Source organism: Streptomyces sp. NPDC126510, from assembly GCF_040302345.1.
Taxonomy (GTDB): domain Bacteria; phylum Actinomycetota; class Actinomycetes; order Streptomycetales; family Streptomycetaceae; genus Streptomyces.
On sequence record NZ_JBEORR010000008.1, the window covers coordinates 315,059 to 335,210 of the forward strand.

Annotated in this window: 19 protein-coding genes and 2 pseudogenes; 8 read left to right on the top strand and 13 right to left on the bottom strand. The window is 70.8% G+C overall.

The genetic code is table 11. The features are described 5' to 3' along the window. Positions 1 to 12: 12 nt before the first annotated feature. The 3 genes from ABTX60_RS13995 to ABTX60_RS14005 all read right to left on the bottom strand — a co-directional run bounded on the left by ABTX60_RS13995 (position 13) and on the right by ABTX60_RS14005 (position 2,310). Positions 13 to 1,128, bottom strand: a complete 1,116-nt coding sequence (locus tag ABTX60_RS13995) for an ADP-ribosylglycohydrolase family protein (protein WP_352097298.1) — start codon at positions 1,126 to 1,128, stop codon at positions 13 to 15. 126 nt (positions 1,129 to 1,254) lie between these two features. Continuing rightward, positions 1,255 to 1,851, bottom strand: a complete 597-nt coding sequence (locus tag ABTX60_RS14000) for a hypothetical protein (protein WP_352097299.1) — start codon at positions 1,849 to 1,851, stop codon at positions 1,255 to 1,257. Between the two features lie 9 nt (positions 1,852 to 1,860). Next, positions 1,861 to 2,310, bottom strand: coding sequence for an ATP-binding protein (locus ABTX60_RS14005; RefSeq protein ID WP_352097300.1), 450 nt, complete (start codon positions 2,308 to 2,310; stop codon positions 1,861 to 1,863). 113 nt (positions 2,311 to 2,423) lie between these two features. Here ABTX60_RS14005 and ABTX60_RS14010 point away from each other — a divergent pair, with 113 nt between their 5' ends. After that, positions 2,424 to 3,236 carry a helix-turn-helix domain-containing protein gene (locus ABTX60_RS14010; protein ID WP_352097301.1) on the top strand — a complete coding sequence of 271 codons (813 nt, stop codon included), beginning with the start codon at positions 2,424 to 2,426 and terminating at the stop codon, positions 3,234 to 3,236. Further along, positions 3,233 to 3,418, top strand: coding sequence for a DUF397 domain-containing protein (locus ABTX60_RS14015; protein ID WP_352097302.1), 186 nt, complete (start codon positions 3,233 to 3,235; stop codon positions 3,416 to 3,418). The genes ABTX60_RS14010 and ABTX60_RS14015 overlap by 4 nt, the downstream gene beginning before the upstream one ends. On the opposite strand, the gene ABTX60_RS14020 is transcribed toward ABTX60_RS14015, so the two are convergent. Then, entirely contained in the window at positions 3,402 to 5,861 is a 2,460-nt protein-coding gene (locus ABTX60_RS14020; RefSeq protein ID WP_352097303.1) for a tetratricopeptide repeat protein, read from the bottom strand. The genes ABTX60_RS14015 and ABTX60_RS14020 overlap by 17 nt on opposite strands. Before the next feature lie 100 nt (positions 5,862 to 5,961). On the opposite strand from ABTX60_RS14020, the gene ABTX60_RS14025 reads away from it, so the two are divergent. After that, positions 5,962 to 6,474: a DUF2165 domain-containing protein gene (locus ABTX60_RS14025; protein WP_352097304.1), complete on the top strand. Its 513-nt coding sequence runs from the start codon at positions 5,962 to 5,964 to the stop codon at positions 6,472 to 6,474. Between the two features lie 25 nt (positions 6,475 to 6,499). Here the strand turns inward: ABTX60_RS14025 and ABTX60_RS14030 are convergent, their stop codons facing one another. After that, positions 6,500 to 7,063 carry a hypothetical protein gene (locus tag ABTX60_RS14030; protein ID WP_352097305.1) on the bottom strand — a complete coding sequence of 188 codons (564 nt, stop codon included), beginning with the start codon at positions 7,061 to 7,063 and terminating at the stop codon, positions 6,500 to 6,502. Positions 7,064 to 7,146: 83 nt separating this feature from the next. After that, entirely contained in the window at positions 7,147 to 8,145 is a 999-nt protein-coding gene (locus tag ABTX60_RS14035; protein WP_352097306.1) for a glycosyltransferase family 2 protein, read from the bottom strand. A 132-nt stretch (positions 8,146 to 8,277) separates the two neighbouring features. Between ABTX60_RS14035 and ABTX60_RS14040 the strand changes: the two genes are divergently transcribed. Together ABTX60_RS14040 and ABTX60_RS14045 are read left to right on the top strand one after the other, a co-directional pair. Then, entirely contained in the window at positions 8,278 to 8,748 is a 471-nt protein-coding gene (locus tag ABTX60_RS14040; RefSeq protein ID WP_352097307.1) for a GtrA family protein, read from the top strand. A 36-nt stretch (positions 8,749 to 8,784) separates the two neighbouring features. Then, positions 8,785 to 10,197 (top strand): hypothetical protein, encoded by a 1,413-nt coding sequence (locus tag ABTX60_RS14045; RefSeq protein ID WP_352097308.1) that lies wholly within the window; start codon positions 8,785 to 8,787, stop codon positions 10,195 to 10,197. Between the two features lie 4 nt (positions 10,198 to 10,201). Here the strand turns inward: ABTX60_RS14045 and ABTX60_RS14050 are convergent, their stop codons facing one another. The 3 genes from ABTX60_RS14050 to ABTX60_RS14060 form a co-directional block, all read right to left on the bottom strand. Further along, positions 10,202 to 12,787 (bottom strand): bifunctional FO biosynthesis protein CofGH, encoded by a 2,586-nt coding sequence (locus tag ABTX60_RS14050; RefSeq protein WP_352097309.1) that lies wholly within the window; start codon positions 12,785 to 12,787, stop codon positions 10,202 to 10,204. Between the two features lie 44 nt (positions 12,788 to 12,831). Then, on the bottom strand, positions 12,832 to 13,038 hold the full coding sequence (locus ABTX60_RS14055; protein ID WP_352097310.1) for a hypothetical protein: 207 nt from the start codon (positions 13,036 to 13,038) through the stop codon (positions 12,832 to 12,834). Positions 13,039 to 13,180: 142 nt separating this feature from the next. Continuing rightward, entirely contained in the window at positions 13,181 to 14,026 is an 846-nt protein-coding gene (locus ABTX60_RS14060; protein ID WP_352097311.1) for an LLM class F420-dependent oxidoreductase, read from the bottom strand. 218 nt (positions 14,027 to 14,244) lie between these two features. On the opposite strand from ABTX60_RS14060, the gene ABTX60_RS14065 reads away from it, so the two are divergent. Further along, complete coding sequence (locus ABTX60_RS14065; RefSeq protein WP_352097312.1) at positions 14,245 to 15,519, top strand: RNA-guided endonuclease InsQ/TnpB family protein; 1,275 nt, start codon at positions 14,245 to 14,247, stop codon at positions 15,517 to 15,519. Continuing rightward, positions 15,507 to 17,003 (top strand): annotated as a pseudogene (locus tag ABTX60_RS14070) (CehA/McbA family metallohydrolase); the annotation flags it as partial. The gene ABTX60_RS14065 and the pseudogene ABTX60_RS14070, both read left to right, overlap by 13 nt. On the opposite strand, the gene ABTX60_RS14075 reads toward ABTX60_RS14070, so the two are convergent. The 3 genes from ABTX60_RS14075 to ABTX60_RS14085 all read right to left on the bottom strand — a co-directional run bounded on the left by ABTX60_RS14075 (position 16,986) and on the right by ABTX60_RS14085 (position 19,472). Next, positions 16,986 to 17,720, bottom strand: a complete 735-nt coding sequence (locus tag ABTX60_RS14075) for a hypothetical protein (protein ID WP_352097313.1) — start codon at positions 17,718 to 17,720, stop codon at positions 16,986 to 16,988. The pseudogene ABTX60_RS14070 and the gene ABTX60_RS14075 sit on opposite strands and share 18 nt — an antisense overlap. Positions 17,721 to 18,011: 291 nt before the next feature. After that, complete coding sequence (locus tag ABTX60_RS14080; RefSeq protein ID WP_352097314.1) at positions 18,012 to 18,416, bottom strand: hypothetical protein; 405 nt, start codon at positions 18,414 to 18,416, stop codon at positions 18,012 to 18,014. 156 nt (positions 18,417 to 18,572) lie between these two features. Next, positions 18,573 to 19,472 carry an endonuclease/exonuclease/phosphatase family protein gene (locus ABTX60_RS14085; RefSeq protein WP_352097315.1) on the bottom strand — a complete coding sequence of 300 codons (900 nt, stop codon included), beginning with the start codon at positions 19,470 to 19,472 and terminating at the stop codon, positions 18,573 to 18,575. A gap of 100 nt (positions 19,473 to 19,572) precedes the next feature. On the opposite strand from ABTX60_RS14085, the gene ABTX60_RS14090 reads away from it, so the two are divergent. Next, on the top strand, positions 19,573 to 19,965 hold the full coding sequence (locus ABTX60_RS14090; RefSeq protein WP_352097316.1) for a nitroreductase/quinone reductase family protein: 393 nt from the start codon (positions 19,573 to 19,575) through the stop codon (positions 19,963 to 19,965). 69 nt (positions 19,966 to 20,034) lie between these two features. On the opposite strand, the pseudogene ABTX60_RS14095 reads toward ABTX60_RS14090, so the two are convergent. Beyond that, positions 20,035 to 20,152 (bottom strand): annotated as a pseudogene (locus ABTX60_RS14095) (dihydrofolate reductase family protein); the annotation flags it as partial.

Consider the following 20,152-nt stretch of genomic DNA (forward strand, 5'->3'; position numbering starts at 1 on the left):
GGCGGCGCGGACTCAGGCCCTCGGATAGCGGGCGAGCCAGCCGGGGGACGAACCGCCGGGGCCGTGCAGGGCGGGGCCCTGGGTCATCTCCATCGCGAAGTCGTCGGCCAGCTCCAGCATCGTGGGACGGCCCTCCAGCTCGGCCAGCCAGGCCGGGGGGAGGGCCGTCTCGCCGTGCAGGGCGCCCAGCAGGCCGCCGGTCAGCGCGGCGGTGGTGGCGGACGGGCCGTCGTGGTTGACGGCGAGGCACAGCCCGTGCCGGACGTCGGCGGCGACGAGGGCGCAGTACACGGCGGCGGCGACGAGCCCCTCGGCCGTGCCCGCCCCGCCCAGCTCGGCCACTCGCTCCGGGCCGGGCATGCCCTGCCGCACGGCGCCCAGCGCATGCTGCAGCGCGTCCGACACCGGCTGGTGGCCCGGCCAGGCGGCCAGCAGCCCGAGGGTTCGCTGCACGGCGGAGTCGAGGCTCTCGCCCAGCGCCAGCGCATGCACGATCACGGCGTACGCGCCCGCCGCCAGGCAGGCCGTGGGATGACCGTGGGTCTGCGCGGCGCACTCGACGGCGAGCTGGACGACCAGCTGCGGCTCCCAGCCCACGAGCAGTCCGAAGGGCGCCGACCGGGCGGCGGCCTCGGGCCCGGCCTCACCGGGGTTCTTCGGCGCCTCGGGCGTCCCCATGGTCTCGTCGCCGAGTCCCAGCAGCAGGGTGCGGCTGGGGTCCCGGCGCGCGTACAGCCACTCCTCGCGCGCCAGCCATCCGTCTTCCTTGCGGCGCTCGTCGGGCCCCCAGTCGCGCTGGGTGGCGGCCCAGCGCAGATACGCCCGGTGCAGATCGGTCGGCGGATGCCAGGCCCCGGTGTCCCGTCTGACCTGGGCCCGGATCAGCCCGTCGACGGAGAACAGGGTGAGCTGGGTGAGGTGCGTGACGGCACCGCGTCTGCCGTAGGCGGGGGCCAGGTCCACCAGGCCCTCCGCCCCGTGCGCCTCCCGGATCCCCTGGAGGGTCAGCCCGTCGACGGGCGTCCCCAGCGCGTCACCCACGGCCACGCCGAGCAGGGTCCCCCGCACCCGGCTGCGGAAGTCCTGCTGCTCCGTACGGCCCCAGACGGCGCCGGCAGTCGCACCCACCTCGACCTCCCAGGGAACCGTCCACACGTACGACGCCCAGCACTGTAATCGAACGGGGAGGGCGGGCCTCCTTTCGAGGACGTCGCACGGACCGTGAGGCTCCGGGTGGGCACGGTCACGGCCGGATCAAGACGAGCCGCGATCCGGCTCCTCGAAGTCGCGCGTGACGGCACCTGGAGCGTCGGCCGAGCGCAGCCGCACCCCGGAACCCGTCACACCCAGATCACGGCGCATCGCCTCCCGCGCGGCAGCGATCAGGGACCACACGCCGTGCTGCGCCTCAGCGGCCGAGTGCGGGGACTCACCGGGCCGCGGGTTCCCCTGCTCCAGCCGTTTGACCTGCCCGTAGACCGTGTTCAGGGCCCCGTTCACCTCCCCGGCCGCGGCTATCACCGCGTCCGGCGCGATCATCAGCGCCTCGGACCAGCGATCGCGGTACGTGTCCTTCGCGGATTCCAGCGCCCGGATGTCCTCGTCCCCGGGCGCACGGTCGCGTATGGCGTACAGGTGCCGGCTGAGCGCCGTGCAGAACTGGCGCGCGTCGCGGTGCAGTGCCGAGTAGCAGTGCCGCCGCAGCTCACGGCTCTCACGCGCCTCCTGGAGCGCCTGCGCCGTCTCCAGCTCGCGCCGCTTGGCCTTCTCGGCACCCCGCTGGGTGAGCAGGGCACCCCCGAGGGTCCCCGCCACACCGGCCACGGCTATCAAGACCGCCCCCATGTCCATCGGATCACCCTAGACCGGGAGCCCCGGCAAGTCCCCCTTCACCAAGGCCACTTCAGCCCACACCGTCTTGCCGTGGGCCGCCGCCTCCACCACACCCCAGCGGTGCGCGTACCCCGCTACGATCCGCAGTCCGCGGCCGCCCTCGGCGTCGTCCGCGACCGGGTCGGGGAGCCGCGGGAGGCGGTCGCCCCGGGCGTCGGTGACCTCGACACGGAGTGTGCGGTCGGCGCGCAGCGTCAGGGCCAGCCGGAAGTCCCGGCCCTGCACCCGTCCATGCAGCACCGCGTTCGACGCGAGCTCCGCCACCACCTGCGCGGCGGCGTCGTACGCCTCACCCCACTCGTCGAGCTGGCGTTCGGTGAGCAGCCGAGCCAGTCGAGCACCCCTTCGAGTGGCGGACAGCTGGATCGCGAAGTGGCGTACGGGGGTGCTGATTTCAGCGAGGGATTTCCGACTCATGTCACCCAGCGTGGTCGTCCGTCCCTACTCTGAACAGCGACGACCTCGGTACGGAGCGTGACTGTCCGGACGCCCGGTGGGGTCGTACGGCTCGTACGTCAGGAGGGGAACGCGTGGAGGACGAGGAAGCGGCGGCCGTGCTCAGGACGGTCGGGCGGCAGATCAAGATGTGGCGCGAGGCGGCCGGGCTGAAGCAGGCGGAGTTCGGTTCGGCCATCGGGTACGGCGAGGAGATGGTGTCGTCCGTCGAGCGGGCCCGGCGCATCCCCAAGCCGGACTTCCTCGACAAGGCGGATGAGGTACTGGGGGCGGGCGGCAAGATCGCCGCGATGAAGGAGGATGTGGAGAGGGCTCGGTATCCGAAGACCGTCCGGGACCTGACCAAGCTGGAGGACCAGGCGGTCGAGCTCGGGGCTTACGCGGCCCTGCACATCCACGGGCTGTTGCAGACCCCCGAGTACGCCCAGGCGCTGTACGCGATGCGGCGCCCGGCGTACAGCGAGGACGAGATCGAGCGTCACGTGGCAGCGCGCATGGCACGGAAGGCCGTCTTCGACCGGGTGCCCCATCCCCTCATCACCTTTGTCCAGGAAGAGATGACACTGCGGCGGCCGCTCGGGGGCAGAATGGTGCTGCGCCGCCAGCTCGAACACCTGTTGGAGGTGGCCGAGTTGAGGCACGTCGAGATCCAGGTGATGCCGACGCGCAGGGAGGACCACGCAGCCGTGATGGGCTCGTTCCGGCTGCTGAAACTCCAGGACCGCACGGCGGTCGGACACACGGAAAGCCAGCTGTACGACCGGGTGATCAGCGATCCCAAGGAGGTCCAGATCCTCGATATGCGCTATGGCATGATCCGGGCGCAGGCCCTCTCGCCGCGCGAGTCGCTGACCTTCATCGAAAAAGTGCTGGGAGAAGAGACATGACGCCCACCCCACTCACGTGGATCAAGAGCAGCTACAGCGGCAACGACGGACCGGACTGCGTCGAGATCGCGATATCCCAGGTCTCCATCCACATCCGCGACTCCAAGAACAAGCACGGCGCCCAGCTGTCGTTCACCGGCGATGCCTGGTCCGAGTTCCTGGAGTTCACGGCAGGACGCTGATGTCCGGGTCGAGTGCCCGGACTCGGGCCACGTCCGCCCGGGCCTCCTCCGGATGTCCCATGGCCGTATGGAGCACGGCCCGGCGGCACAGGGCCCAGACGTACCCCGGCCGCAACTCCACCGCCTTGTTCAGGTCGGCCAGTGCCTCCGCGTGGCGGCCCAGTCGGGACAAGGCCTCACCCCGGCTCGCGTAGGCCGACGTGTACGTGGGGTCCAGGGCCAGCGCGATGTCCAGGTCGGCGACCGCCTCCTCGTCGCGGCCCGCGGCACGCAGCGCGTCGCCGCGTTCGCAGCGGGCCCAGGGCCAGTCGGGACTCTGGGCCAAAGCCCTGTCAAGGTCGGCCAGTTGGCGGTGGGGGTCGCCCAGTGCCCGCCACACCCGGGCGCGGCGGGCGAGCGCCCAGGCGTAGTCCGGGTCGAGGTCCAGTGCCCGCCCGAGGTCGGCGAGGGCCGCGTCCTGGTCTCCGGCCCGCGCGTGCGTCGCGCCCCGGGAGGCCCAGGCGAACGCGGAGGCGGGGTCGAGGCGCACCGCTTCGGTCAGGTCCCGGAGCGCCTCGGCGTCGCGTCCGGCGGCCCGGTGGTGTTCCCCGCGCAGTGCGACGTACCAGGCGTTGCCCGGGTCCAGCGCGACGGCCCGGTCGAGGTCGGCGATCGCCCCGTCGTGGTCGCCCAGGTCGCCCCTGATCCCGGACCGGTGCCGGTAGGCGAGGGCCAGTTCCGGATCGAGCGCGACGGCCTGGTCGTACTCGGTGAGGGCCTGTGCGTACGCGCCCTCGCCGCGCAGCTCGTCGCCCCGTACGACGCGGGCGCGGGCCTGCGCCGGGGCGTCGAGCGCGGCACGGCGCAGGAGCAGCCCCAGCGCGGCGGCGACGCCTTCCGCGTCGAGTGCGGCCGTCAGTTCGGTGCCCCACTCGGCCACCGGCCGGAGGTCGGCGTCCTGCCCTGCGTCCACCAGGACGCGGGCCCACCGCACGGCCATGACCTCCCCGGCGCCGCAGGCGTGGACGAAGTCGCTCAATGCCCGGGGCAGCGCTTCTCGTTCACCGGCGCAGAGCAGGTGGTAGGACTCGGCCTGGCGCAGGTCCCGCCAGGTGTCGTCGAGCCAGAGGTCGGTCAGGTCCCGACCGGCCTCTTCCCGCCACTCCCGGAACGTGCCGGCCAGGCGCCGCTGCCGTCGTGCCCACTCCCGGGGCGCCCTGCGGCGTTCCGCGCGCAGCATCGGCGCCCGTACGACGTCGTGGTAGCGCAGCCGTCCCCCGCCGCGTTCGCTGACGAACGGCATCCCGCGCAACCACGCGTAGAGGGGCTGCAGTTGCTCCGGCGGGCTGTCGACAGCGGCCCGGAACACGTCGCCGTCCAGCCACCTCGGCAGCGCGCAGGCCAGGGCGGCGGCCCGCCGGACCGGGTCCTCCTCCCATTTCAGGAAGCGGTCCACGGCCGTCGCGCTCGGGTCGCCCACGTCGTCCGGGGCGGTGGGGCGCGACTCGGCGAGAGTGGAGACCAGGACGGGGAGGCCGCCGGTGAGGCGCAGCACCTCCTCGACGACCGGTTCGGCCGTCACGCCCTTGGCGGCCAGCAGGCCGCGTGCCTCCGGCTCCGTGAAGGGGGCCAGGGGGAAGTCCGCCACGAAGTCCGCCAGTCCGCCCCAGCGCGCCGGGTCCAGGGGGGTCCTGCCCGCCGTGGTCACCACCGTCGTGGCGGGCACGCCGCCGTGGCGGTCCGTCGTCATCGTCTCGTGCAGCCATGGGTCCAGGTACGGGCCCGTCCGCTCGTACGTGTCCAGGAAGAGGGCGATCCAGGGCGCGTCCGAGTCCGCCAGCTCGCGCAGGAGCACTGGGGTGAGCACCTGCTCGGGGGTGAGGACCAGCCGGAGGTCCTCGTGATTGCGGAAGCGGGCGATGAGGCTCGCCCGCAACCGGTCGGCCGCCCCGGCGAGTTGCTCCACGTCCAGCATCCCGGCCAGCGGCCCGACCACCGGCACCATCCCCGCGGCGACCACCCCGGCCCGGGCCGCCATCCGGCCTCCCGCGGACGGGCCGGTCTCCTCCGGATCGGTGCCCAGGACGGCCAGGGCGGCCAGTTCCGCCTCGTGCCGGTGTTCGCGGTGCGCGGCGAGCAGACGGTCCAGCTCCTTCAACCGCCGTCCCTGGGCGGCGAACTGGCGGCTGATCTCCGCCATCGCCTCCGGCACGCTGCCCGCGCTGTCGTCGACGTACGCCGTCAGCGCCCCGTGTTCGCGGGCGGTCTGCTCCAACTCCCGGAGAAGGAAGGTCTTTCCGACTCCGGCGTTGCCGTGCACGTGGAAGCGGAAACGGTGGCGTTCGTCGTGCGGGGCGGTCGCGAAGTTGGCGCGGAAGGCGGCGCGTTCGGCGGAGCGGCCGACGAAACCGGCCCGGCCGCGCTGCCGTATGAGCTCCTGCATGGACGGTTGCGGCTGCGCCATCCGTACGTTCCCCTCGTCTCGTGCGGTCGGCCCCGGTCGTCATTGTCGCTCAACCGCCGCCGGGTACATCGGATGCGTGTGCGCGGGGAGAATGATCAGCATGGCCACCTCCACCACATCACGCGGCACGCTGTCGCTCGCCGCCACCCTGCTCACCGCGACCATCGCCCTCTACATGGCGCTCGTCGCCTTCGGGAACATCACCGACTTCGGGACCAACCAGCAGTTCGTCCGGCATGTGCTCGCCATGGACACCACGTTCAAGGACGAGGACCTGATGTGGCGGGCCGTCACGAGCCGGGGCCTCCAGGACGCCGCCTACGTCGGGATCATCGTCTGGGAGACCCTCGCCGCGCTGGTCCTCATATCCGGGAGCTGGCTGTGGGCCAGACGCGATGAGCAGCGCGCCCGGCGGTTGTCCACGTACGGGCTGCTGATGGTGATGCTGCTGTTCGGGGCCGGGTTCATCGCGATCGGCGGTGAGTGGTTCTCGATGTGGCAGTCGAAGAGCTGGAACGGACTGGACGCCGCGACCCGGATCTTCCTGTTCAGCGGGGTCGTGCTGATCGTCAACCAGCTGTCGGCCCGGCGGTCGGATACACCCGCCTCCTGAGCGCCGCTCCTGCGCGACCGGGCCGCTACTTGACCACGGTCACGGTCGTGCCGACCGTGCCGAACGTCCACAGGGCCGTGCCGTCCGCCTTCCGCATCCTGACTCCGCCCGTCGCGGTGCCGGAGGCGGCGGGCGGCGGTGAGGCCCCGTCGACCGCGTTGGAGAAGGCGACCGAGACGCCGGACTTCGCGGCGAAGTACAGGATGTGCTCGATCTGGACGCCGTCCGAGCCGGTCGTGGCCGGGTTGCGGGAGGACACCGTGTAGCGGCCCGGGTCGGGGCTGATCGAGCCCGGCCAGACGGTGAAGGTCCGGCGGGTCGCCTCGCTCGCGTCGACCAGCCAGACCCGCTTCTCGCCGAGGGAGTAGACGATGCGCCGGCCGGTGCCGGAGCCGTCGGGCACCCGCGCGGGGTCCGACGCCGTCGGGGTGGGCTGCGCCGATGCCGTGGCTTTCGGCTTGGCCGAGGCGGCGGTGGGGTGCGTGCCCCGGTCCGCCTGCACGCCCAGGACCGTCACCGCGGCTATCGCTCCCACGGTCAGCCCGGTCACCCAGGCCCACGAAGGAAGAAGTCGGGCAGGCACCGGCACGCATCTCCTCAGTCACGGGACCCCGCGTCGAAGCGGGGCTCCGATCATCGTACTGCGCGCCCGCGCCCCCTCGGCTCCCTCCCTCAGGCCCCTCCGGCGGTCTTGCGGACCGGAACCGGGCCCGTGCCGGCGCCGCGGGCGGTGTAGCGGGGGGTGCGCACCGGGGCCGGGTAGGAGAGGTGCACCAGCCGGGTCTGCTCCTGGCGCATGTGCGTCAGCGATTCCAGGATGTAGCCCACCAGCAGCACCAGCGCCGCGATGGTCATGATCGCGGCGGCGAGGATCGCCGTGGGGACCCGGGGGACGGTGCCCGTCTCGACGAAGTCGGCGATGACGGGGATGCCGAGAATGACGGAGACCAGGGCGAGGACGCCCGCGAGCACGGTGTGGACCAGCGAGGGGCGCTCGCGCCGGGCCAGGTCGAGGATGACGCGCAGGATGCGCCAGCCGTCCCGGTAGGTGCGCAGCTTGCTCTCGCCGCCGGCGGGCCGGACCCGGTAGTCGGTGAGGACCTCCGCCGTGGGCAGCCGCAGGTGCAGCGCGTGGATCGTCATCTCGGTCTCGGTCTCGAACTCGCGGGCCAGCGCCGGGAAGGACTTCACGAAGCGCCGCGAGAAGACGCGGTAGCCGCTGAGCATGTCGGTCACGTCGTTGCCGAACAGGGACCGCACGGCCCCGGTGAGCAGCTTGTTGCCGACCGCGTGCCCGGCCCGGTAGGCCCCGTCGACGCTCACCCGGCGGGCCCCTACGACCTGGTCGTAGGGGCCTTCGAAGAGCAGGTCCACCAGCTCGCGGGCGCGGGAGGCGTCGTAGGTGTCGTCGCCGTCGATGATGAGCAGCGCGTCGGCGTCGACGTCGGCGAAGGCGCGGCGGACGACGTTGCCCTTGCCCTTGCGGGTCTCCTGCCGGACCATCGCGCCGGCGGCCCGGGCGACCTCCGCGGTCCGGTCGGTGGAGGCGTTGTCGTACACGTAGACGACGGCCTCGGGCAGGACCGCGCGCAGGTCGCGGACCACCTTTCCGACGGCCGCCTCCTCGTTGTGGCACGGCACGACACACGCGATCGTCGGTTCCACGACCACTCCTCGCTCGACTCACCCGGCCGGTTCCTCACACGGTCGGCACCTCATACATCAGCACCTCACACAGTCGGACATAGTGCGATATGAGCGCGCCTGACCGGATGGAGCACGCAGGGTCGTTACGCTCGCCGCGTGCCGGTCCTCGACTCTGTGACGCTGCGTGCGCGTGACGCCATCAAGGGCATCTGGCGCGAGGCCGCCAAGTTCGGCGTCGTCGGAATCCTGGCCTTCGTCGTCGACAACGGCGGCTACAACCTGCTCGTCTTCGGCCTGCCCGGCGGCGCGGAAGGCGGGGTGATGCGGACCGCCCCCGTGCAGGCCTCCGTCGTCGCGACGGCCGCCGCCGCGCTCTTCAGCTGGGTCGGGAACCGCCACTGGACCTACCGCGGCCGGCACCGCGCGAAGGTGACCCACGAGCTCGCGCTGTTCCTCGTCGCGAACGGGGTCGGGCTCGCCATCACGGCGGGCACGGTCTTCGCGTCCCGGCAGCTGCTCGGGCTCGACTCGGCGCTCAGCGACAACACCGCCCGCATCCTCGGCTGGGTCCTCGCGACCCTGTTCCGCTTCTACGCCTACCGGCGCTACGTCTTCGTCGCACCCTGACCGGCCTGCGCCCACCGAGCCGTTAGCATCCGGCATATGGGACAAACAGGATGGATGCGCTGGGGACAGCGGCACTGGACCTGGACGCTGGCCGCCGTCGCCGCGGTCTGCTGCCTGGCCACGATCCTCGTCTTCGCCCCCGGCTACCTGAGTCCCGACAGCCTCGACCAGCTCCGCCAGGCCGAGGGGAAGAAGCCCCTGACCGACTGGCATCCGCCCGTGCTGAGCCTGGTGTGGCGGGCGCTCATCGCGGTGACCGGCTCGATCGCGTCCCTGCTGGTCGTTCAGTGCCTCGTCTTCTGGGCGGCGCTGTGGGTGCTGGCCCGGTGCGTGTGGCGGCTGACCGCGAGCCGGGGCGGTTCGCTCGCGGTGCTCGGCCTCGGGCTGCTGCCGTACGTGCTGACGTTCGCCGGGGTGGTGTGGAAGGACGTGCACACGGCGTTCGCGCTGCTCGCCGCCTGCGCGGTCGCGTTCACCGGCCTGCTGCTGCGGGACCGCGACCCCCGCCCCGCCGTGCGCTGGGGGCTGCTCTGGCTGGGCGTGCTGTTCCTCGCCTACGCCATGCTGGTGCGCAAGAACGCCTTCCTCGCCGCGATCCCCCTCTTCGTCATGCTGGTCCTCGCGCTGTGGGGCGCCCCCGGGCGCCGTACGTGGGTGACGTGCACGGCGGCCCTCGCGGCCGGGCTCGTCGTGCCCGCCGCCGCCGTCTCCCTGTTCGCCGCGCCGCTGCAGACCAAGCAGGGCGCGCAGATCATGCTCGACGACCTCGTCCACGTACTGACCGTGGACGAGCTGCGGTCGGCGGACGTGTCACCCGCCCTGCGGGACCGGCTCGTGGCCTCCGCCCGCGAGTGCGAGCGCGTCGGCGCCCTCTCCGACTCCTACTGGGCCTGCTACCGGCGCCCGGCCGACGGGCTGCGCGGGGACTCGGGGGAGATCACGTCCCTGTGGCTGCGGGAGATGAGCGGGCACGTGCCGCAGTACCTCCAGTACCGCCTGCTGCTCTTCACGACCCTGCTGTTCGAGACCGACTACCCGTACAAGGCCGGCGTCTCCCGCAACGACCTGGGCGTCGAGGTGGCACACCCCCGCCTGCGGGACATGCTCGGCACGTACGTCAAGGGCACGGCCCAGGACCTGCCGTGGCTGTTCCGCGGCTGGTTCTGGCTCGCCGTCGCGCTGGTGCTCACCCTCCGCCCCGGCAAGGGCGTGTTCGCGATGCCCGTCCGGGCGCTGGGCGTCAGCTCGGCGGCCTACGTCCTCGGCTATCTGCCGATCATGCCCGCGACGGACTACCGCTACGTCTACTGGCCGGCGATCGCCGGCTCCCTCGGCCTGCTCCTTCTGTGGTCGGGCCGGGGCACCCCTCCCCCGCCGCCGACGAGCCCCGGCGCCACGGCCGGCCGCACCCTCGTGGAGCATCAGCCGGCGGACGCCGGGGGCCAGTGAAGCCTCAGTCCAACACCGGCAGCAGCTGCGGCAGGTGCCCGTCCGACGCCTCCGCCGCCCGCTGCCGCTCCTGCGGGACGTCTCCGTAGAGGGTGGTGCGGGCCTTGGCGGGACGCCCGGCCGCCTCCGCCACCGCGACGAGGTCCTTCACCGACTTGTACGACCCGTACGACGAGCCCGCCATGCGGGAGATGGTCTCCTCCATGAGCGTCCCGCCGAGGTCGTTCGCGCCCGAGCGGAGCATCTCGGCCGCCCCTTCCGTGCCCAGCTTCACCCAGCTGGTCTGGATGTTGGGGATGTACGGGTGCAGCAGCAGCCGGGCCATGGCCGTCACCGCGCGGTTGTCCCGCATGGTCGGGCCCGGACGGGCGATCCCCGCCAGGTAGACCGGGGCGTTGGTGTGCACGAACGGCAGCGTCACGAACTCGGTGAAGCCGCCCGTGCGCTGCTGGATGCCGGCCAGGGTGCGCAGGTGACCGAGCCAGTGCCGCGGCTGGTCGACATGGCCGTACATCATCGTCGAGGACGAGCGGATGCCCAGCTCGTGGGCGGTGCTGACGACCTTGATCCAGTCGGCCGCGGGCAGCTTGCCCTTGGTGAGGATCCAGCGGACCTCGTCGTCGAGGATCTCGGCGGCGGTGCCCGGGATGGTGTCCAGGCCCGCCTCCTTGGCGGCGGTCAGCCACTCGCGGATCGACATGCCGGTGCGGGTCGCGCCGTTGACGACCTCCATCGGCGAGAAGGCGTGCACGTGCATGCCCGGGACGCGTTCCTTCACGGCCCGCGCGATGTCGAAGTAGGCGGTGCCGGGCAGGTCCGGGTGGATGCCGCCCTGCATGCAGACCTCCACCGCGCCCACGTCCCAGGCCTGCTGGGCCCGGTCGGCGACCTGGTCAAGGGAGAGGGTGTAGGCGTCGGCGTCGGTGCGGCGCTGGGCGAAGGCGCAGAAGCGGCAGCCGGTGTAGCAGACGTTGGTGAAATTGATGTTGCGGGTGACGATGTAGGTGACGTCGTCGCCCACGGCCGACTTCCGCACGTCGTCGGCGACCCGGGCGAGGGCGTCCAGCGCCGGACCGTCCGCGTGCAGCAGGGCCAGCGCCTCGTCGTCGGTCAGCTTGGTGGGGTCGTCGGCGGCCGTGCGCAGGGCCTCGCGTACGTCGGTGTCGATGCGCTCGGGCGCCATGCCCGGGGCGGCGGCCTCACGCAGGGCGCCCCAGTCGCCGTACACCTCGTCGAAGTCGTCCCGGCGGTCGGAGGTGCGGCCCTCGGTGTCGATGGAGCTGTGCAAATCGGTACGGCCGGACGCCGTGAAGACCTCCTCCGGCTCCTGCCACGGCAGGCCCTGCGGGAGAGCCTCGGACCGGGCGAGGCCGGTCTCCGAGTCGGCCAGCGCGGCCACGTGCGGGCGCAGCCGCGGGTCCAGCCAGGGCTCGCCGCGCCGCACGAACTCCGGGTACACGCACAGGCGTTCGCGCAGCTCGAACCCGGCCGCCCGGGACTTCTCGGCGAGCTGCTCGATCTGCGGCCAGGGGCGCTCGGGGTTGACGTGGTCGATGGTGAGCGGGGAGACGCCGCCCCAGTCGTCGATGCCGGCGCCGATCAGCCGCTCGTACTCGTCGTCGACGAGGTTGGGCGGGGCCTGGATGTTGCCGCTCGGGCCCATGAGGAGCCGGGCGACGGCCACCGTGGCGACCAGTTCGTCGAGTTCCGCGTCGGGCATGCCGCGCATGGCCGTGTCCGGCTTGGCGCGGAAGTTCTGGATGATCAGTTCCTGGATGCCGTGGTAGGCCCGGGACACCTTCCGCAGCGCGAACAGGGACTCGGCGCGCTCCTCGTAGGTCTCGCCGATGCCTATCAGGACGCCCGAGGTGAAGGGGACGGAGGAGCGCCCGGCGTCCTCCAGGACCCGCAGGCGGACGGCGGGCTCCTTGTCGGGCGAGCCGTGGTGGGGGCCGCCCGGCTCCGACCAGAGGCGGGTCGCGGTGGTCTCCAGCATCATGCCCATGCTGGGCGCGACGGGCTTGAGGCGCTGGAAGTCGGTCCAGGACATGACGCCCGGGTTGAGGTGGGGCAGCAGCCCCGTCTCCTCCAGGATGCGGATGGAGACGGCCCGGACGTAGGCGAGGGTGTCGTCATAGCCGTGCGCGTCGAGCCACTCGCGCGCCTCCGGCCAGCGGTCCTCGGGCTTGTCGCCGAGGGTGATGAGGGCTTCCTTGCAGCCGAGGGCCGCGCCCTTGCGGGCGATGTCCAGCACCTCGTCCGGCGACATGAACATCCCGTGGCCCTCCCGGCGCAGCTTGCCCGGGACGGTGACGAAGGTGCAGTAGTGGCACTTGTCCCGGCACAGCCGCGTCAGCGGGATGAAGACGCTCTTCGAGTACGTGATGACGCCCGGCCGCCCGGCCGCCGCCAGGCCCGCGTCCCGCACCCGGGCGGCGGAGGCCGACAGGTCCTCCAGCTGCTTCCCCCGGGCCTGGAGCAGCACCGCCGCCTCGGCGACATCGAGCGAGACACCGTCCCTGGCCCGTTTCAGGGCACGACGCATGGAGTTGTCGGTGGGGCCGGTTCCGGAGGTCGCGGAGGTCGTCATCCTTCGAGCATACGAGTGCGCTGATCAGGCTCGGGAAAGCCCCGTCAGTGGAAGGCCAGCCACCCGATGCCCAGGGCCGAGGTGAGGCCCGCGGCGGCGACGGCCGCCGGTCTGTTGCGGTGCAGGGCGAACCAGACCAGCGCGGACGTCACCAGTACGGCCATCGTGCCGATCGCGGCACGCAGCAGCCCCTGACTGTAGCCGTACTCCGTGAAGTGACGCAGCAGCCAGGCGAACCAGGTAAGCCTCATGACGCTCTCCCCCGTGAAGACAGTGAGCCGGGCCCCTCACACCGTCCGGCGCGGTGGTCGGCCGCGCACCGGTGTTCCCCACCCGGTTGTTGACCCCCAGTTTAGTAGGGATCGCCAACCAACCTGCCTCACAAGGCAGTTGTCAGATGTATCCCGCGAGGCCGTCCAGGGTCTTCAGCACCTCCGCCTCCCCCGCCGGGGGCAGCTGCACCACGACCTCCTCGATGCCCAGGCCCGCGTAGTGGGCGAGCTTGCCGGGGGTGGGGTGGACGGCGTAGGGCACGACCTGGAGGGCCCGGGGGTCACGGCCCGCGTCGGCCCAGGCGGTGCGCAGGACCGGCAGCGCCTCGCCCAGGCCCCGGCCGCCGATCGGCAGCCAGCCGTCGGCGTACTCACCGATGTGGGCGAACAGCTTGGGTCCGGCGGCCCCGCCGACGAGCGTGCGCGGGCCGGTGACCGGACCGCGTGGCTGCTGCACGGGCTTGGGATACGCGTGACTGGCCCGGACGCTCCCGAACTCCCCCTCGTACGCGGTCGGCGCCTGGGACCACAGGGCCCGCATCAGCGCCATCCGGTCCCGGACCAGCTCGCGCCGGGTGCTCCAGCGCACACCGTGGTCGGCGGCCTCCTCGACGTTCCAGCCGAAGCCGAGCCCGAGGGTGAACCGGCCACCGGAGAGGTGGTCGAGGGTCGCGACCTGCTTGGCCAGGGCGATCGGGTCGTGCTGGGCGACGAGCGTGATGCCCGTGCCGAGCCCGAGCCGCCCGGTGACGGCGGCGGCCTGGCCGAGCGCCACGAACGGGTCCAGGGTGCGGCCGTACTCGAGCGGCAGCTCACCGCCCGCCGGGTACGGGGTGGTCCGCTCCACGGGGATGTGGGTGTGCTCGGGCAGGTACAGCCCGGCGAAACCGCGCTCCTCCAGTTCCCGGGCGAGCCGGGTCGGGGTGATCGTCTCGTCGGTGAGGAAGATCGTCACGGCGATGCGCATGGGGTGTCTGTACCCGAGGAAGAGACGACTGAAAGTCATCGTCCCCCTCCCGCGCACCTCGCTGACGATCGATAATGAGCGACTTCCATCTTCCGCGACGTTCCGAACCCTCTGCACAGGCGATCAACTCGAACACAATTGCCCCATACCGTATGTAATTCCGGTTAGATGTGATCTTCTGCCGTGAACGACCGGGAAGAGTCCATACGGTGTTCGGTATGCAGCTCCGCTATAACTACCGGGCCTACCCGGATGCCGCCCAGTGCCGTGCACTGGCGAAGGCGTTCGGGTGCGCCCGCGTGGTATGGAACGACTGCCTGCGCGACCGGAAGCAGGCACATGCGGCAGGGTTGCCGTACGTGAAGTCGGCGGACTTGTCGCGTGTGCGCATCACCCAGGCCAAACGGACCGCCGAGCGTGCCTGGCTGGCGGACGTGTCGGCGGTCGTTCTGCAGCAGTCTCTTCGGGATCTGGACACCGCCTACAAGAACTTCTTCGACAGTCTGAGCGGCAAGCGGAAGGGCCGGAAAGTGGGGCCGCCTCGGTACAAGTCGAAGAAGGACACCCGGCAGTCGATCCGCCTCAACACCAATGCCTTCTCCCTTAAGGACGACGGGACGGTGTACGTGGCCAAGGTCGGCAACCTCAAGGTCAAGTGGTCGCGTCGGCTGCCAACCACTCCTACGTCCTTGACCGTCACCAAGGACAGCTGCGGCCGGTACTTCCTCAGTTTCGTCGTGGACACCCAGCCGGACGCCCTCCCCGAGGTCGAGACCGATACCGGGATCGACCTCGGCTTGGCCGCCTTCGCGGTCTTGTCCGACGGCCGGAAGATCGACAGTAAGCGCTTCTTACGCCGGGCGGAGAAGAAGCTCAAGCGCCTTCAGCGGGAGCTGTCCCGTCGGGTCAAGGGATCGAAGAACCGGACCAAGGCCCGCATCAAGGTCGCACGACAACACGCCAAGGTAACCAACCGGCGCCGGGACTTCCACCACAAGGCATCCACACAGATCATCCGCGAAAACCAAGCGGTGTACGTGGAAAACCTCGATGTGTCCAGTCTCGGCCGGACCCGGCTGGCCAAGTCGGTGCACGACGCGGGATGGTCCGCGTTCGTCGGCATGCTGGAGTACAAGGCGGTCAAGCACGGCCGCACCTTCGCCAAGGTGGACCGTGCCTTCCCGTCCTCTCAGATCTGCTCGGCCTGCGGGTTCCGCGACGGCGCGAAACCGCTGCACGTCCGGGAGTGGACGTGCAACGCGTGCGGCACGGTGCACGAGCGTGACCACAACGCTGCCCGTAACGTCCTGTTCGAAGGACGCCGGATCGTCGCCGCCGGACGGGCGGAGACACAAAACGCCTGTGGAGCGCCGGTAAGACGGGCACACGTGCCCGCACAGCGCGGTGAAGCAGGAAGCCCCCGGAAGAGTCCCTCGACTCAGGCCGGAATCCCTGGACTCAGGTCAGGGAGTACGTCAAGTTGGGAAGCGTGAGCTTCGCTTCAGCGGCCGACGGGGGCCGGGAGAGCGGGACCGTGCGCGGCACGCTGCCGCCCGGCTCCCCGGACTTCGTGTACGTGCCCGTCGAGGTCCCGGCCGGGGTCCGGGAGCTGAAGGTCGCCTACACCTACGACAGGCCGTCCGTCCCGGCCGGCACCCCGGGCAACGCCCTCGACATCGGCCTCTTCGACGAGCGCGGCACCGAGCTCGGCGGCCGGGGCTTCCGCGGCTGGTCGGGCGGGGCGCGCACCGAGTTCTTCGTCCGGGCGGACGACGCGACGCCGGGCTACCTCCCGGGCCCCATGCGCGAGGGCACCTGGCACATCGCGCTCGGCCCGTACACCGTCGCCCCGCAGGGCCTGTCGTACGAGATCACGGTCATGCTGACGTACGGGGAGCCGGGCGCGGCGACCGAGCCGGAGTATCCGCCGGAGCGGGCGAAGGGCCGGGGCCGGGCCTGGTACCGGGGCGACTGCCATCTGCACTCCTGGCACTCCGACGGCCGCCGCACCCCCGCCGAGATCGGGGAGCTGGCCCGGGCGGCCGGCCTGGACTTCGTCAACTCCTCCGAGCACAACACGCACGCGGCGCACGCGCACTGGGCCGACGTGGCCGGGGACGACCTGCTCGTCATGCTGGGCGAGGAGATCACCACCCGCAACGGGCACGTCGTCGCGCTCGGCACCGACCCGGGCACCTTCGTCGACTGGCGCTACCGGGCCCGCGACAACCGCTTCGGCCGGTTCGCCCGGCAGATCCGGCGCGCCGGCGGCCTGGTCGTCCCGGCCCACCCGCACGCCACCTGCGTCGGCTGCAACTGGAAGTTCGGCTTCGCCGAGGCGGACGCCGTCGAGGTGTGGAACGGCCCCTACACGCCCGACGACGAGGTGGCACTCGCCGACTGGGACAGCATGCTCGTGGCGTCCCTGCGGGACGGGCGCGGCTGGCTCCCGGCGATGGGCAGCAGCGACGCCCACCGCTCCCCGGACGCGGTGGGCAGCCCCCAGACGGTCGTCCTGGCCGACGACCTGACCAGGGAGGCGATCCAGGAGGGCATCCGGACGGGGCGGTCCTACGTCGCCGAGTCCGCGCGCGTCGCCCTGTCCTTCCGGGCGTCGGGCGGGCGCGGCGAGCACGCGGGCATCGGCGAGCGCCTCATCGTGGGCCGCGACACCCCGGTCACCGTCCGCCTGGAGGTCACCGGCGCCCCGCGCTGCACGGTCCGCCTCGTCACCGACCAGGGCGTTCTGCACACCAGCGCCCCGCTGCCGGTCTCCGGCTCGGGTGCCGTCGAGTGGCGCACCACACCGTCGTACGCGGCGTACGTACGGGCCGAACTCCGGCACGAGGCGGCGGCGGGACCGCTGCCCGGGGCCCTGGCGGCGTTCACCAACCCGATCTTTCTCGGACGCCGAGAGTCACCTGCGCCGTCATCCCCTTCCGTTGCCACTACGCAGACCTCAGTCATCCACGATTGAGGTGGCCAGCCGAGTCTGCCTGTTTATTTTCTCCCGCACCGATTTCAGCTCCGCGGAGTGCTCTTTGATCATTCTCTCCTGATACGCCCTGTCACTCGCGTACCAGGTCCCTACCACGTTGTAGGCCTTTTTGCATCGCGCATCGGCCACCGCAACCTTCTTCTCACCACTCGTGGCCGATGCGGTCTTTCTCCACCGCGGATCGTTGTTTGCCTCCATCGGGTCGGCGTAATGATGCCCGGCACGCTGCATACAATGTGCCCACTTGTTGAATACGACCCGCACCCTCTTGTCCTGGTACGACAACTGCCAGCTATTCGCGTTGATTTTGTTCGATACTTCGGCATCACCGCCTCCGCCGTCTTTTTCCGTATCCTGGAGCGCCCTCCTTGATTCACCTAGGCAACCCCCCTCGGGCACGGTACGCCCCCTGTAGTCACCAGCTGCCATGGTGCCCTTGAGTAGCATCTTGACTTCTTTTGCAACGGGCTTCGGCTTGACGGGAGCGGTCGAGCCTTCACTCCCTGCGGGCCGGTAGCCGTAATCGGCGGCGTCGGACTCACTGGTGATGCCGTAGCGGAGGGCGGTCAAAGTCTCGGGCTGGAATGACCTGGACCGTTCCGAAGGCTCATACGTGAACCCGAAGCGTTGCACACAGAGCTTTATTACTTTTTCCTTCGCCTCCACTATTCTGCCGCGCTGACTGTTGGTGAACATGTACTGTTCAATCGGCAGTCTCATTTCAGTTGCACTGACAATCTTCGGCGCGGCAGAATTCTCCGAGGCTCCGCCACTGCCACCACCGGGGGTTCCGGCGTCGCGCATAGTGCACCCGCAACACGCGATCAGCAGTAGCCCCACCGAGGCACTTCGCAGCCGTAGCGCAATATCGGTGGTCTCTCTTTCGTGAAACATGGTTCCTCAATCGGCTCTCACTGCAAATTCAAGCGGCCCTTGGAGAGGTCTCCAAGGGCCGTTTCAACGGTTGAGCGCGGCAGGCAGGAAAACCTACAGGTGCCGGCCGGACGCGTTGTTGTTCTTCAGCTGGAAGTTCAGGTTCGCCCAACTGTTGCCGCCGATGGTCTGGTATACGCCGGCATAGTTGCTGTTGAAGTACACCCGGTAACCACCGGCGTCGTTACCCGAGCTGATCGACGCCGTGTTGTTCTTGACGTACTGACCGAAGCCGTTCTCGCCACCACTTCCGGACTGAGCGGCCAGGAACTTCATCGTGCCGTAGTTCGCGATGTTGTCGCCATTGTCCCAGGCGGTGGCGCCACCCAAGCCCGAGTTGTAGTAGAAGCAAGCGTTCTGTTCGGGACAGTCGTAGGGGCTGTCGGCTGCGGAAACACCAGCGGACCCCATGATCAGAGCGACTGCACTCACAATCCCCGACAGCGCGAGGTGCTTCATCTTCATTTCCTTTCCATCCCTTGAACGCGTCTCTCCAAGATCATCCAAGTTACCTTCGAATGTAAGGGACCTGTCAAGAGATGCTTTCGGACACCGAATTTTAGAAGGCTGCCTCGGATACCCCTATATCTGCCGGTATAGACACCGTTTGAGATATCAGTGTGGACGGCTCTGGCTCAAAGTAGTCGGAGATGTATGGGCAGCGGGTGAACAATGCCTGTCTGCAGAGGAGCGACAGAACGTGTCCGCCAGGTCGGCGACGACCGCCGCGTGGTCGGAGGGCCACACCCCGTCGACCGGGCCGTCGCAGGCCCGTCGTACGTCCTGGACGCGGCCGAGTCCGTCGGGGCCGGGCGGGCCCACGTGGATGTAGTCGATGCGCGCGCCGGGCTCCCAGGTGCGTGCCACGTACGGATTGGCCGGGTCCCAGGTCACGGAGGGGGCGGCCGGGCCGGCGTACTCCCACGCGTCCAGGAGGACCTGGCCGGGCACGGCCGGGGCCGTCTTGTAGCCGCCGAGGAGACGGACCTCGTCGGAGTCGGGCCAGGCGTTGAGGTCACCGGTGACGACGGGCGGGAAGAGGGTGTCGCCGCGGTGCCGGGCGACGAAACCGGCGAGCGCGGCGGCCTGGCCGCAGCGGACCGCCGAGGCGTCCGGGGCGGAGGTGAAGTGGACCGTGAAGAACGGCACTTCGTGGCCGGGGGCGGCCAGGCGGGCGTAGAGGGCGACGCGGCCGTCGTCCGTGTCGGCCGGGGCTGGCAGCGGCAGCACGTCCTGCTCGACGACCGGCCACCGGCTCAGCACCGCGTTGCCTATGCCGACCGTGGGGTCGCCGATCCGCCGCTGCCAGCGTTCCGGGGCGGGCGAGGCGCCATAGGCGCAGTGCAGGCCGAGCTCACCGGCGAGCCACTCGGCGAGATTCTCGCCGTCGGCCGCCCACACCTCCTGCAGTCCGACGACGTCGGGCCGCAACTCCCGCAGGGCCGTGAGGATCGCCTTCTGCCGCGTCTGCCACGGCCCGAAGCGCCACCACAGGTTCCAGGTCACGATCCGCATCCGCAGCCACCCGCTCTCCCTCGATGCCGCGTGGGGGATCATTGAAGCAGGAAGGGTTGCAGAAACCGTGAGAGCTTCGTGCGAAGGAGACCCGCAGACGATGTCCCGCCGCACCGACCTGAGGTTCCGCGCGACCACAGCCTTCCAGCGCCGCCTCAACCCGCTCCTGCGCCGCGTCCCCTTCCAGACGGTCCTGGAGACGACGGGCCGGGTCTCCGGGCTGCCCCGCCGGACGCCGGTGGGCGGGCGCCGCGTCGGCGGCTCCTTCTGGCTGGTGTCGGAGTTCGGCGAACGCTCCCAGTACGTACGCAACATCAAGGCCGATCCGCGGGTGCGGGTGCGGATCCGGGGGCGGTGGCACGAAGGGACCGCGCACCTGATGCCGGAGGACGATCCGGTGGCGCGGCTGCGGGGGCTGCCGCGGGTCAACAGCCTGGGGGTGAGGGCGTTGGGGACGAATCTGCTGACGGTGCGGGTGGACCTGACGGACTGAGCGGTCCGGGTCGCCGGAATCTTCCTCTGGTCCGCCCGGCGATCCGACGTTGGCGGGTGCGCGAGTGCGTCACCGGACGACGTCGAACACACTCTTCTGCAGACCGTTGGCGTAGGCCTCGTGCTCGACGAGCCGCAGCTTCTGGGCGTCCTTGTCGGTGGCGCTGAAGAGCCGCTTGCCCGCCCCG

Coding starts and splice junctions, on each gene's coding strand:
- ABTX60_RS14005 (WP_352097300.1), bottom strand. CDS start 2,310: ATGAGTCGGAAATCCCTCGCTGAAATCAGCACCCCCGTACGCCACTTC.
- ABTX60_RS14060 (WP_352097311.1), bottom strand. CDS start 14,026: ATGCGCATCGCCGTGACGATCTTCCTCACCGACGAGACGATCACCCCG.
- ABTX60_RS14080 (WP_352097314.1), bottom strand. CDS start 18,416: ATGAAGCACCTCGCGCTGTCGGGGATTGTGAGTGCAGTCGCTCTGATC.
- ABTX60_RS14025 (WP_352097304.1), top strand. CDS start 5,962: ATGGCCACCTCCACCACATCACGCGGCACGCTGTCGCTCGCCGCCACC.
- ABTX60_RS14065 (WP_352097312.1), top strand. CDS start 14,245: ATGCAGCTCCGCTATAACTACCGGGCCTACCCGGATGCCGCCCAGTGC.
- ABTX60_RS14020 (WP_352097303.1), bottom strand. CDS start 5,861: ATGGCGCAGCCGCAACCGTCCATGCAGGAGCTCATACGGCAGCGCGGC.
- ABTX60_RS14085 (WP_352097315.1), bottom strand. CDS start 19,472: ATGCGGATCGTGACCTGGAACCTGTGGTGGCGCTTCGGGCCGTGGCAG.
- ABTX60_RS14045 (WP_352097308.1), top strand. CDS start 8,785: ATGGGACAAACAGGATGGATGCGCTGGGGACAGCGGCACTGGACCTGG.
- ABTX60_RS14000 (WP_352097299.1), bottom strand. CDS start 1,851: ATGGACATGGGGGCGGTCTTGATAGCCGTGGCCGGTGTGGCGGGGACC.
- ABTX60_RS14090 (WP_352097316.1), top strand. CDS start 19,573: ATGTCCCGCCGCACCGACCTGAGGTTCCGCGCGACCACAGCCTTCCAG.
- ABTX60_RS14075 (WP_352097313.1), bottom strand. CDS start 17,720: ATGTTCACCAACAGTCAGCGCGGCAGAATAGTGGAGGCGAAGGAAAAA.
- ABTX60_RS14050 (WP_352097309.1), bottom strand. CDS start 12,787: ATGACGACCTCCGCGACCTCCGGAACCGGCCCCACCGACAACTCCATG.
- ABTX60_RS14015 (WP_352097302.1), top strand. CDS start 3,233: ATGACGCCCACCCCACTCACGTGGATCAAGAGCAGCTACAGCGGCAAC.
- ABTX60_RS14055 (WP_352097310.1), bottom strand. CDS start 13,038: ATGAGGCTTACCTGGTTCGCCTGGCTGCTGCGTCACTTCACGGAGTAC.